Below are 13,719 nucleotides of genomic sequence, written 5' to 3' on the forward strand. Positions count from 1 at the left end.
TCGAAATTTATTCTGACAGCATCTCTTCTTCCACTTCATAATATCCTTCATCTTTTCTTGGTAAAAATGAAGTCCCTTGAAGATACTCATCCACACGTACGGCAGCTTCTCTACCTTCAGAAATAGCCCATACTACAAGTGATTGGCCTCTCCGCATATCTCCTGCAAGAAAAACCTTCTTATTTGTACTTTGGTATTCTTTGGATTTAGGCAGGCTGTTTTCCAAGATCTGTACACCAAAAGCCTCCAATAATCCATTTTTAGCAGGTCCAGTATAACCTATGGCCAAGAATGCAAGGTCACATGGTAAGGTTCTTTGGGTTCCGGGAACTTCCACAAACTGCATCCTGCCATTTTCTTCTTTCCATTCCAAATCTACCAAAACCAATCCTGTGACCTCACCATTTTCGTTGCCGATAAATTCTTTGGTCAGTATAGAGAAAACCCTTTCCGCTCCTTCTTCATGAGAACTAGAAGTTTTCAACGTCATCGGCCATTCTGGCCATGGATTCAGGATAGTCCTTTGTTTTGGTGGTTTTGGTAATAACTCCAATTGCGTAATTGAAGCAGCACCATGCCTATTGGAGGTTCCAATACAATCTGAACCTGTATCTCCACCGCCGATGACGATTACATGTTTGCCTTCTGCCGAAATGGGATTTTCCTGTAGCTCGCCACCCACTACCTGATTCTGTTTTCCCAAAAACTCCATTGCAAAATGGACTCCTTTAAGATCTGCCCCCTTTATTTTAAGTTCTCGGGGGTGTTGGGCACCTGTTGCCAAAATAACAGCATCAAAATTCCTTAGGATATTGTCCGCTTTGATATTGAAACCCACATCAGTATTGGTACTGAATATGACCCCTTCTTTTTCCATCACCGCTACTCTTCTGTCAATTACCCATTTTTCCATTTTGAAGTCGGGGATGCCATAGCGTAATAGTCCACCCACTTTGTGGTCCTTTTCAAATACTGTCACTTCATGACCCGCCTGATTGAGTTGATCGGCAGCAGCCAATCCTGCAGGTCCTGAACCGATCACTGCTACTGTTTTTCCTGTTCTTGATTTTGGAGGTTTTGGTACCACAAACCCCATCTCATAGGCTTTCTCAGCAATATTTTTCTCTATCAGTTCAATGGCTACAGGGTCTTTATTGATTCCCAAAACACAAGAGGCCTCACAAGGGGCAGGACAAATTCTTCCCGTAAATTCAGGGAAATTATTGGTGCTCCTTAAGATATGGAAAGCCTCTTCCCATTCATTTCTGTAAACCGCATCATTGAAATCGGGGATCACATTGCCAAGGGGACACCCTTGATGACAGAATGGAATCCCACAATCCATACACCTTGCAGCCTGTTGATTCAGTTTTTCTCCATCAAACGGCTTATATATTTCTTTGTAATCGTTAGTTCTTTCTTCAGGAGTCCTTGTTTCGGGCAGCTCCCTTTTGAATACTATAAATCCTTCTTTCGCTCCCATCTTACACTAATGTTGTTGTGTTTTCCAATGCTTTTTTTCTCAATACTTCTTTGTAATCCCTTGGAATCACTTTGATAAACCGCTCTCGGTATTCATCCCAATTGTCCAAATATTCACCGGCCAATTGGCTATTTGTCAACTCTCTGTGGTCTTTTAAATGATCTTTGATGGTGACAAAATCGTCTTCATTCAAAGGATCCAAATCCACCATTTCCTGATTGATCAAATAAATATAGTCTTTGAGGATATAGGCAATTCCTCCACTCATTCCTGCTGCGAAATTTCTACCTATTTCTCCCAAATTGATGACAAGACCTCCTGTCATGTATTCACATCCATGGTCTCCAATACCTTCAACTACTGTTTTGACTCCTGAGTTTCTTACACAGAACCTTTCTCCGCCTTTACCATTGATGAAGGCTTGGCCTGAAGTAGCGCCATAAAAAGCAACATTTCCGATGATGATATTATCATGTGCTACAAAATTTGAATTCCTACTCGGGTAAACGATTAATTTTCCTCCCGAAAGCCCTTTGCCAAAATAGTCATTGGACTCTCCTTCCAGCTCAAAGGTTACACCCTTGGTAAGAAATCCTCCAAAAGTCTGACCGGCGGAACCGCTAAATTTATATTGGATAGTGTCGTCCGGTAGTCCTGGACTACCGTAAATTTTGGAGATTTCATTGGACAACATGGCACCTACAGTCCTGTCGGTATTTTTGATTTTAAAGCTTCCACTCACATGATTGGCTTGTTCCAAAGCGGGAATTGCTTCTTTGATCAGTTTCCTGTCAAGGACCTTTTTTAATTCAAATTCTTGGTCAATCTGCTTATGTATACCCACGTGGTCAGGAACCTCCACTTTATGGAATATCGGACTCAGATCCACTTTGTCCCATTTCCAATGGTTCATGTTTCCGGTTGCCTTGAGTACATCACTCTGTCCCACCATCTCGTCAATACTGTAAAAACCAAGTGAAGCCATGATCTCTCTTAGGTCTTGTGCGAGGAACATAAAATAATTGACAACGTGGTCAGGATCTCCGGTAAATAGTTTTCTCAGTTCAGGATTTTGGGTAGCAATACCCACAGGGCATGTGTTCAAATGGCACTTCCTCATCATGATACAGCCTTCCACTACCAAGGCACCGGTAGAAATGCCCCATTCTTCAGCACCCAATAGGGTGGCAATGGCAATATCCCTTCCCGTTCTCAGTTGTCCATCTGTTTGAAGGACCACCCTGCTTCTCAAATTATTTTTGACCAAGGTCTGATGTGCTTCCGAAAGTCCAAGCTCCCATGGTAATCCCGCATGTCTGATTGAACTTAGGGGAGAAGCACCGGTACCTCCATCTGCACCTGAAATCAGGATTACATCTGATTGTGCTTTTGCCACTCCGGCAGCCACTGTACCCACTCCTGCTTGAGATACCAATTTCACATTGATTCTCGCTTTTCTGTTTGCATTTTTCAAATCATAGATCAGCTGAGCAAGATCTTCTATGGAATAAATATCATGGTGTGGCGGCGGAGAAATCAATCCAACGCCCGGGGTTGAATGCCTAACCCTTCCAATCCAATCATCGACTTTATGCCCGGGTAGCTGTCCACCTTCTCCAGGTTTGGCTCCTTGGGCCATTTTGATCTGTAATTCTTCGGCATTGGTGAGATAATTACTGGTAACGCCAAATCGACCGGATGCGACCTGTTTGATGGCCGATCTTTCCCAATCTCCGTTATCTTTTTTTTCAAAACGAATTTCATCTTCTCCGCCTTCTCCACTGTTGCTCTTAGCCCCAATTCGGTTCATGGCAATGGCTAGGGTGCTGTGGGCCTCATGTGATATTGAGCCAAAGGACATTGCTCCTGTGGCAAATCTCTTCATAATGGACTCAACTGACTCCACTTCTTCCAAGGGAATGGATATTCTCTTTTTGAATTCAAAAAGCCCCCTTAATGTCAGGGCATCTTTGGTCTGCTCATTGATTTTTTGGGCAAACTTTTTATATAAAGCATAGTCATTGAGACGGGTGGATTTTTGTAATAAATGGATGGTTTCAGGATTAAATAAATGTTTCTCTCCCCTTCTTTTCCATTGGTACACACCTCCTGCTTCCAAAATTGGACTTTCGGTATGGTAGGCAGCGTGGTGCCTGATCAATACTTCTTCGGCCAGTTCATCAAATGAAATACCACTGATTCTGCTTACTGTTCCTCTAAAGCATCTGTCAATTACCTCAGGCCCTAAGCCAATTGCTTCAAAAATCTGTGCACCTTGATAAGATTGTAGCGTACTGATTCCCATTTTGGACAACACTTTCAACAAACCTTTACCGATAGCAGTCTGATAATTTTGAAATAATTGCTTTTGACTCAATTCTTTTCCAAATGCACCTTTTTCATTAAGGTGTAAAAGTGTTTCCAAAGCCATATAAGGATTGATGGCAGAAGCACCATAACCAATGACTGTGGCAAAATGATGGGTTTCACGGATATCTCCTGCTTCAACCACCAAACCTGCCCTGGTCCTTAATTTCTTTTTGACCAAGTGGTGATGTACCGCACCTATTGCTAAAAGAGAGGGTATTGGTGCCTTTGACTCAGAACTATTTCTGTCTGATATGATAATCACATTTTTTCCGGCATAAATGGCCCCTTCTGCTTCCCTGCATAATTGATTTAAGGCTTCAAGTAAACTTCCGGGTTTGTGATTTGCCTCAAAATGAGCATATAAAGTGACAGACCTGTAGCCCTCATCCTCCAGGTTTTTGATTTTTTCCAAATCATGGTTCAATAATACCGGCTGGGAAATATGGATTTGTCTTGAATGTCGCGGACTCTCTGCCAAGATATTATGACTTTCCCCAATTCTGGTAAATAGGGACATAACAAGTCTTTCCCTGATAGGATCGATTGGTGGATTGCTAACCTGTGCAAACAGCTGTTTGAAGTAATTGGAGATATGCTGGCTTTGCTTGGACAATACGGCCAAGGGTGTATCAGCACCCATAGAACCGATAGCTTCATAGCCGGATTCTCCCATTGGAGACAGCACAACCTTGATTTCTTCCGAAGTATACCCAAAAATAGTTTGTCTTTTTTTGATGTCTTCCGTTGTATAGGGGTATTCCAGTTTTTCCGGATCGGGCATTAAACGAAGTTTTAGCCTTTCTTCCCTTACCCATTTATCGTAAGGCTTATTGTCGCAGATACTGGCTTTAATCTCATCATCAAAGAAGATTTTTCCTTTTTGAAGATCTGCCAATAGCATCCTTCCAGGGCTTATTCGACCCTTTTCGGTAATAGTTGCCTCCCTAATTGGTAAAGCACCAGCCTCTGATGAAAGTATCAACCTGTTATCATTTGTAATAAAATAGCGCAAGGGCCTTAATCCGTTCCTGTCTAAGGTTGCTCCTATAGATTTTCCATCTGTAAACAACAGTGCTGCCGGCCCGTCCCAAGGCTCCATCAAAGAAGCATGAAATTTATAGAATGCCTTTCTGTCTTTGTCCATCATTTGGTTGTCCTGCCAAGCTTCAGGGACCATCATCATCATTACATGTGGCAGGGGCCTTCCGCTTAAGGTCAATAACTCCACCATGGCGTCTAGATTGGCTGAATCCGAATGATGCTTATTAGTGACGGGCATCAGTTTTGCCAATTGGTCATCAGTGAAATGAGCAGACTTCATCAAGGTCTCTTTTGACTTCATTTTATTGAGATTACCTCTGATGGTATTGATTTCACCGTTATGTGAAAGGTATCTAAAAGGCTGCGCCAATCTCCAATTGGGGAAGGTATTGGTAGAAAATCTGGAATGGACAATGGCCAGTCCAGAGGTGATTTTATTGTTTTGCAGGTCTTTATAAAATGGCAGAACCTGATCAGTTCGTAATTGTCCTTTATAGATTAAGGTAAATGCAGAAAAACTGGCAAAGTAAAATGACGAATTTACCCCGGGAATATTCCCATTGATGGTTCTTGATGAATAATTCCTCAATACATATAACTTTCGCTCAAGCTCGATTCCTTGCAGGCCCTCTTGATGGCTTATAAAAACCATTTCAATATTAGGCATGACTTCAAGTGCTCCCGACCCCGGCACTGTTTCGTCTACGGGAACATCCCTGTATCCCAATAAGTTGAAGCCGGATTCCGCTATAATTTTATTCAGAAGTGCTTTTGATTTTTTATAAAGCTGTTTGTTTTTTGGAAAGAAAGTCATTCCGACACCATAACTACCCTCATCTGGAATTTGAAATCCAGCCCTTGATGTTACTTCCTTTAGAAAAGGATGCGGAATCTGTATCAGAATTCCTGCCCCGTCCCCTGTTTTCGGGTCACTGCCCCGGCCACCTCGATGCTCCATGTTGCTTAACATAAAAAGAGCATCGCTGATGATCTCATGACTCTTATTGCCTTTAACACTCACTACAGCCCCAATCCCACAGGAATCGTGTTCGAAAGTATCACGATATAATCCTTGATTTATCATCATTTGATTTAATAGGTTTATTAATTTGAGTTGCAAAAATTACAAAAAATTTTCTTTTTATTAAAATTGATGCAATGAAAGTGGCTTTGTAATAAATAGTTTATATATAATCGAACCCTATTTTATCATTAACAAAAAATTAAATTTGGTTAAAAATACAAGCAAAAATTTATAAAAACTTGTTGAACTTAGAAAATATGGTTTTTAAATAAACCAAAATATGAATCTTTTACATGAATTTTTCATATATCGGTGGTATCAAGAAAATCTAAAAATAATTTAGATGTTTTATATGGTTTTTGTTAATAAATCATTTAACGAAATGTTGTCCTTATTAACTTTAAAAATATAATTCTGTAAATTTTTCAAAAACCAACAAAAGAGAGAAGAGGTTTTTTTAGTCGAGGTTATGACCTTCCATTTCTTTTTCATCAGATTTCAGATGGACTTTTACTTTTTTGATTCTTTTGGTATCTACAGCCAAAATAGTGAATTCAAATGATTCAAAATAAATTTTCGAACCGTTCTTGGGCAAATTGGAATTAATTTCCAGCAAGAGACCGCCTAGGGATTCGCTTTCTCCTTTCACTTCGTCAAAAATCTGTGGATCAAGATCCAGTTTTTTGGAAAAATCATTCAGTGAGATTTTTCCTTCAAAAATATAGGTGTTAGGATCAAGTTCTTTAAAATAATAGTCCTCGGCATCATCAAATTCATCATTGATTTCGCCGATAATTTCTTCAATAAGGTCCTCTAAGGTTACCAGACCGGAAGTGCCTCCATATTCATCCACCACAATGGCCATATGGACACGTTTTTTTTGAAAATCTTTCAGCAGACTATCCACTTTTTTGTTTTCTGGCACAAAAAAACCTTTCCTGATAAGGTTTGACCACTCAAAATCTTCATCCTTTTCAACATGTGGCAGGAGGTCCTTGATATAGAGAATTCCTTCGATGCTGTCAATGGTCTCCCGGAATACCGGAATCCTTGAATAGCCGCTTTTATTGATTTTGTCCATCAATTCGTGGAAATCCGTTTCAATTTCCACAGCAGTAATATCCATCCTTGACTGCATGACCTGTTTTACTGACAAGGTTCCAAAATTTACAATTCCTTTCAGGATATCTTTTTCTTCTTCGGAAGTATCTTCTCCCGTAATTTCCAAAGCTTGGTTTAGTTCATCAACAGAAAGTGAGTAACCTTTTTTTTCAATTCTTTTTTCTATGAAATTGCTCATAGACATCAGGAAAATTGTAATTGGTCTGAGTAATAAAGAAAAGAAATAAATGGATGGGGCCATAAAAAGTGAAAATTCCACTTTTGCTTTGGTGGCATAAACTTTTGGCACTATTTCACCAAAGAAGACAATGGCGAAAGTGACTCCGATAGTTTGGACCAAAATAATAACAATGCCTGTTGCTCCTAACCCAAAAATGTTCCATGATAAAAACGTCGTCAGCGTTACGATCCCAATATTGATCAGGTTGTTCAGGATGAGGACTGTGCTTAATAAATTCTTGGGTGATTCTACGAGGTGTATAGCTTTAGAAACTCTTTTATCGGATTTTTCATCTAAAGATGAAAGATCATCTGAGTTTAATGAAAAAAAAGCCACTTCTGAACCGGAAACTAACCCGGATGAAATTAACAGCAAGATAAAAATAACTGCATTTATCAGGAGATAACTGGCTGAAACCGGACTGGTTTCAGCCAGCAATAAAAGACTCGGGTATGGGTCGTCCATTAATTTATTAGCATTATGATTGCAAAATTAATAAATTCTGGCTCAAATCTTCAACTATTTGAATTAGAAGGGTAAATCATCATCTTCAACAGAGGCTTCCGCTACCTGAGGTGCAGGACTAGAAGATGAGGCATTTGAATAATTGCCGCTATTTCCCGAAGGAGAACTTCCCTCAGGTTTTCCACCCAACATGGTAAAACTGAGTACCCTGATCTTGATCCTTTTTCTGTTGTTACCCTGTTCGTCCTGCCAAGAATCAGATTTGATTTTGCCTTCAACATAAAGTTGCATTCCTTTTTTGAGATATTGTTCGGCAATTTTTGCCTGACCATCCCAAAGTTCGAGGTCATGCCATTCCGTGTTTTCAACACGGTTACCTGTCTTGTCTTTATAGGCTTCTGTAGTTGCCAATCTAAGATTTGCGACAACTTTATCACCTTCCAAATGCTTTACTTCAGGGTCTGCCCCCAAATTGCCCAATAAAATTACCTTGTTTACTCCGGCCATAATTGTGTTTGTTTAAAGGTTTAACAAAAAGTTACTGTATAAATTTAAAGATTATTTTTCATCGTTCAAAAATTTTGAAATCAATTTGGGTTTCGCCAGATTTTCAAAATTTTCTATACTAACCAACTGAAAGTCATTTCTATCGGCCCAATTTTTTAACTCTTCACGAAAACTTTCATTGATGTAATATCTTACAAAGTTTGCAAAAATTCTTTGATGGGTAAGGATATGTCTATAGGTTTTTTCAGAATTGTAGACAATGCCTGTCACAAAATCTTTCAAGTCACTAGCTAAAAGGACATTATCGGGATCGGAAGAAAATTTTATGTCGGATTCCTCTAATGGGAAATCATAAAGCCCTTGCCAAATATCACCTCCCCCCCTTTTTTTAACAATCAACTCATGTCCACACGTTATATAGGTGTATCTGAAATGTCGTTCTCTGATTTTAAGTTTATTGATTTTGACAGGTAGTTTTTCAATCATTTGATTGTTTCGAGCAAAGCAACCTGTTTTTACTGGACAATTTTCGCAATCCGGATTTTTGGGCACACATTGTAATGCGCCAAATTCCATTATTGCCTGATTATACTCTCCGGGATTATCTTTTGGGATGAGCTTATTGGCCAGATTTTCAAACTCCTTCTTGCCAGGACCACTTGCAATATCTGTTGGAATACCAAAATACCTGGCTAAGACCCGAAAGACATTTCCATCCACGACAGCAACCTGTTCTTCAAAAGCAAATGAGGCAATTGCTGCTGCGGTGTAGCTACCGACACCTTTCAGTTTCAATAGATCTCTGTAAGTTTTGGGAAACTCACCCTGATATTGTTCGATGATATCTTTGGCGCATTGGTGAAGGTTTCTGGCACGGCTATAATATCCCAAACCCTGCCAATGACGCATCACTTCTTCAGTCGGTGCAAATGCCAAATCATCAACATTTGGGTAATTTTTGAGAAATTTCTCAAAATATGGGAGACCTTGTGCGACCCGGGTTTGCTGTAAAATTATTTCAGACAACCAAATGATATATGGGTTTTGGGTATTTCGCCAAGGCAAATCCCGTTTATTTAGGGGATACCACTCCAACAATCTATGGACAAAAGCTTTGTAACTCAAAACGACAACTATTATTGTATTAAGGCAATGTTAAACAATTCCATCTAATTTTGAACATTTTGTTTTTATATTGAAATGCTTCCTTTAAATTTGCAGTCCCAAAAACAGTTGGTTAATAGGTCGTTAAGCTTATTGGATAACAATTTAAATTCATCATACAGTGACTAAAGCAGAAGTAATCACCAAAATTTCAGACAAAACTGGAATTCAGAAAGACGATGTGACTCAAACAATTGAGGCATTCTTCAAAGTAGTAAAAGATTCCATGGCAGAGGGAGATAACATTTACGTAAGAGGTTTCGGAAGTTTCATCAACAAGAAGAGAGCCAAGAAAATCGCCCGTAACATCTCTAAAAACACAGCCATTGTAATCGATGAGCATTATGTTCCGGCCTTCAAACCTTCTAAAGTGTTTGTTGAGAAAATTAAAAACAGTAAGAAAATTAAAGAACTTGCTCCTCAGGATTAATCCTGAGAGCTGTTTTTCCTTATGAAAAAATCCCAAATCATAGTATCAGTCCTTGGGATAGCGTGTATCGTTGTTTTGTTTTCCCTACCCAGATTTATTGTTGACAATGATGAAGGAAACGCCTTAATCAGCGAAGGTGAAAACAGACAAGATACCAATGTGGAAGAAATCCACGATGCCCCCTTAGGATTAGAGGAAAGGAATACTATTGATATGCTGTCGTCAGATTTGGAAAAGACAGAAAGTAAGGAAAAATATGCATCTTTGGCTGAGGAATTAGCATCTTTGTACACCCAAGCGGGAAAATTTGACAGCGCAGCATTTTTCTTGGAAAAAGCCGCACTCAAAACCGAAACCATTGAAAGTTGGGAAAAAGCAGGTTCTGCTTACTATGATGCTTACAGTTTTGCCATGGACGAACAAAAGGTAGCTTTGATGGCAGAAAAGTCAAGAACCTACCTAAATAAAGTTTTGGATAAAGATCCAAAAAGATTAGACCTCAAAACAAAAGTTGCGATGACTTATGTTTCCTCTCCCAGTCCAATGCAAGGAATTACCATGCTTAGAGAAGTTTTGGAAGAAGATCCTGCAAATGAAGACGGTCTCTATAACATGGGCGTATTGTCTATGCAATCAGGGCAATATAAAAGGGCAGCTGAACGGTTTGAGGAGTTAGTACGTTATCATCCTGACAATGTTCAAGGTCAGTTTTACCTTGGAGTAAGTTATTTCGAGACAAAACAAAATAATAAAGCCAAAAAGCAATTTCAGCTAGTGCAAAACATGACCTCAGACCAAATGGTTTTGGCAAGTGTGGAGAGTTATCTGGGAAGGCTATAAATAATTGTTCCACTTTAAATCTTTAAAACTATGCCTTGCGGTAAAAAAAGAAAAAGACATAAGATTTCCACGCACAAGCGTAAAAAGAGACTTAGAAAAAACAGACATAAGAAGAAGTAATACACTTCTTCTTTTTGAGTTTTTAAAGTAAACGTTCATTAACATATAAAACCAGACACGATTGAGCACAGAATTATTAATTGATTCTGCTCCAACCGGTAGTCGTATAGCCCTTCTCAAAGATAAAAGCCTGGTCGAAATCCACTCAGAAGGTGGAGAAAATCAGTTTAAGGTCGGGGATATTTATCTGGGTACTGTCCGTAAAATTGTCAATGGGCTGAATGCAGCTTTCATTGATGTAGGTTATGAAAAGGATGCCTTCCTGCATTATCAGGATTTGGGTCCACAGATCAACAGCCTTAACAAATTTACAAAGATTGTACGCAACAATAACTATTCAAATCTTAACCTAAAGGGTTTTGAGAAAGAATCTGATATAGAAAAGCTTGGGAAAATTTCCAATGTCCTTTCTAAAAACAATCAAGTATTGGTGCAGGTGGTCAAAGAACCCATCTCTACCAAGGGCCCAAGATTATCGTGTGAGCTCTCCATTGCCGGTCGATACATAGTCTTAGTACCTTTTTCTGACACTGTCAACGTATCCAAAAAGATACGCAGTGCGGACGAGAGAAAAAGACTGGTCCGCTTAATCACTTCTATCAAGCCAGCCAATTTTGGTGTAATCATCAGAACAGTAGCAGAAGGTCAGTCAGTCACAGAACTTGACAAAGACTTGAGAAACCTTTATACTACGTGGGAAGATGGCATGAAAAAACTGGCCAAAGCAAAAGGCCGCGACAAGGTAATCGGAGAAATGAGTATGGCGTCCTCTATCATTAGAGACCTGCTCAACGAATCATTCGATGCAATCACCGTAGAGGATGAATTGATCTATGATCAAATCAGGTCTTACATCAGATCTATTGCCCCTGAAAAGGAAAAAATTGTTAAGCTTTACAACGGAAAAGCGAAGCTCTTTGAAAATTTTGGAATAGAGAAGCAAATCAAAAGCTTGTTTGGTCAGACCATAAGTCTCCCACAGGGCGGATACCTCATCATTGAGCATACCGAAGCCCTTCACGTCATAGACGTCAACAGTGGGAACAAGTCTAACCAAGAAAGCGAACAGGAAATGACGGCCTTAAAAACCAACCTGGTCGCAGCCAAAGAAATTGCCCGACAATTACGCCTCCGGGATATGGGAGGTATCATCGTCATTGACTTCATCGACATGAAAAAGGCTGATAATAAGAAAGCCATTTATGATGCGATGCGGGAAGAGATGAAAGACGACAGGTCCAAAAACACTGTCCTGCCACTGACCAAATTTGGTCTGATGCAGATTACAAGACAACGCGTAAGACCTGAAGTCAACATTGTCACCAAAGAAACCTGTCCGTCATGTAACGGTACAGGAAAGATCCAAGCCTCCATCTTGGTGGCGGATCAATTGGAAAAAGACCTCGAGCATATTGCTACTATCCAGAATGTTTCCCACATCCAAATAGGATTACACCCTTACCTGTATGCGTATTTTACCAACGGGTTTATTTCCCCGAGAGTAAGGTGGTTTTTCAAATACTTTAAGTGGGTTAGACTGACAAAAGACTCTTCCCTCCCAGTGACGGAGTACAGATTCCTAGATGAATCCGGAGAAGAAATAGAACTAACTGTAGTTAAAAGCGAGACTGAATAAGTCTCGCTTTTTTTTTAGACTTTTGGCCCGTAATCACATTTTCGGCTAAGTGTTTTTATGACTAATTTTTTGATAATATTTGCTTATCAAGATTTTAACTATTATTTTAATTGAAATTACCGCTTTTTAAGGACATCGCAACTGTAGAGTTAAATGAGTTTCCTAAAAGATTCATCGGGCAGACTTTCTAATATGGAATATGAAATACTCTAATCTGATTTTGCTGGTTCTTTCCTTTTCCCTTTTGCAAAATTGTGGAAATAAAGACCATGTGGATACCAAAGTATCCATCAATACAATAGAGATCAGGAAGGATTTTTTGTTGGGAGATTCCCTAGGATTGCAGATTGAAATTCTGGACACCATAAACCTTGAAGCTCCGGGAAATCCTCCCCTTACTGCAATCCAAGATATAGTATTCTCAGAAAACTTCATTCTCCTATCGGACAGAGTACACGGACTTTTAAAATTTGACAACAATGGTAGTTTTCTCGGGAAAATCGGGGAGAAGGGAGAGGGGCCAGATGAATATACTATGCCCTATGCGATTCACTTGGATGAAAAGGAAAATGTTGTCTTTGTGGCAGATTGGCAAAAAATGACCGTGATTTCCTATAACCTCGAAGGAAAATTTGAATCGACAAGCAATAAACTGCCGGGGCATCCTATCTCCTTCTATATAGAAAATGATACCCTTCTGGTTGTTCAGGAGACGCTTAATGGTACCAAGGAAAAGCCTCGTCAGGTGGTGATAAGCTCAATTGAACCCAAAACCCTAGAAATTGAAAACTGGGAAAGGCCACTTTACGGCTATCATTCAAATTACACAATTATCCATCCAATCCTTAGGATAATAAGTCGGGTAAACAACGCAATCTTGTTTTATATGCCAATCATTCGGGGAGATATATCATCGCATAGTGACACAGACACGATCTTTAGAATGGAGGAGGATTATTTGGTTCCTGAATACTTGCTACATTTCACTGGATTTGACAACACACTTCAATTGGGAATAAGCCAAGTGGTGATGTCCGATAAAAATGCGTTTTTACATGTTGTATATGACTATCGTTCCTTTTTTATTGTAATTGATTTGGAAAACAATCGTCCCCTAATTCATTTAAGGCAATTATTTGATCAGGAGATGACACATGAAATGATTCCAAAGCCATTGAATAAAGATGTGTTTTACTCCATACATAGGAATGAGGATGGAATTGAGGAGAAAAATCCGCTGATCGTGATGTATCGCTTGCCATCTTTAAGGAATTAAATTTGAAGTATTTGACCCACG

General features: G+C 39.5%; 9 protein-coding genes. 4 read left to right on the top strand and 5 right to left on the bottom strand.

Translation table 11 applies throughout. The annotated features are described in order from the left end of the window. Positions 1 to 7 precede the first annotated feature (7 nt). The 5 genes from HMJ38_RS16045 to mutY form a co-directional block, all read right to left on the bottom strand. Entirely contained in the window at positions 8 to 1,483 is a 1,476-nt protein-coding gene (locus tag HMJ38_RS16045) for a glutamate synthase subunit beta (protein ID WP_194975437.1), read from the bottom strand. Position 1,484: 1 nt separating this feature from the next. Beyond that, positions 1,485 to 5,975 (bottom strand): glutamate synthase large subunit, encoded by a 4,491-nt coding sequence (gltB, locus tag HMJ38_RS16050; RefSeq protein ID WP_194975499.1) that lies wholly within the window; start codon positions 5,973 to 5,975, stop codon positions 1,485 to 1,487. A 400-nt stretch (positions 5,976 to 6,375) separates the two neighbouring features. Next, positions 6,376 to 7,725 (bottom strand): gliding motility-associated protein GldE, encoded by a 1,350-nt coding sequence (gene gldE / locus HMJ38_RS16055; RefSeq protein ID WP_194975438.1) that lies wholly within the window; start codon positions 7,723 to 7,725, stop codon positions 6,376 to 6,378. A gap of 63 nt (positions 7,726 to 7,788) precedes the next feature. After that, positions 7,789 to 8,232 carry a single-stranded DNA-binding protein gene (locus tag HMJ38_RS16060; RefSeq protein WP_194975439.1) on the bottom strand — a complete coding sequence of 148 codons (444 nt, stop codon included), beginning with the start codon at positions 8,230 to 8,232 and terminating at the stop codon, positions 7,789 to 7,791. A 51-nt stretch (positions 8,233 to 8,283) separates the two neighbouring features. Then, positions 8,284 to 9,357, bottom strand: a complete 1,074-nt coding sequence (gene mutY / locus HMJ38_RS16065) for an A/G-specific adenine glycosylase (protein ID WP_194975440.1) — start codon at positions 9,355 to 9,357, stop codon at positions 8,284 to 8,286. Between the two features lie 160 nt (positions 9,358 to 9,517). Here mutY and HMJ38_RS16070 point away from each other — a divergent pair, with 160 nt between their 5' ends. The 4 genes from HMJ38_RS16070 (at position 9,518) to HMJ38_RS16085 (ending at position 13,698) form a co-directional block, all read left to right on the top strand. Continuing rightward, positions 9,518 to 9,826 (top strand): HU family DNA-binding protein, encoded by a 309-nt coding sequence (locus tag HMJ38_RS16070; protein WP_194975441.1) that lies wholly within the window; start codon positions 9,518 to 9,520, stop codon positions 9,824 to 9,826. A 21-nt stretch (positions 9,827 to 9,847) separates the two neighbouring features. Next, positions 9,848 to 10,666, top strand: coding sequence for a tetratricopeptide repeat protein (locus HMJ38_RS16075; RefSeq protein WP_194975442.1), 819 nt, complete (start codon positions 9,848 to 9,850; stop codon positions 10,664 to 10,666). A gap of 181 nt (positions 10,667 to 10,847) precedes the next feature. Beyond that, positions 10,848 to 12,422, top strand: coding sequence for an Rne/Rng family ribonuclease (locus tag HMJ38_RS16080; RefSeq protein WP_194975443.1), 1,575 nt, complete (start codon positions 10,848 to 10,850; stop codon positions 12,420 to 12,422). Positions 12,423 to 12,621: 199 nt separating this feature from the next. Then, on the top strand, positions 12,622 to 13,698 hold the full coding sequence (locus tag HMJ38_RS16085) for a 6-bladed beta-propeller (RefSeq protein ID WP_194975444.1): 1,077 nt from the start codon (positions 12,622 to 12,624) through the stop codon (positions 13,696 to 13,698). Positions 13,699 to 13,719 lie beyond the last annotated feature (21 nt).

Source organism: Aquiflexum lacus (assembly GCF_015476655.1).
In the GTDB taxonomy this organism is placed as follows: Bacteria; Bacteroidota; Bacteroidia; order Cytophagales; family Cyclobacteriaceae; genus Aquiflexum; species Aquiflexum lacus.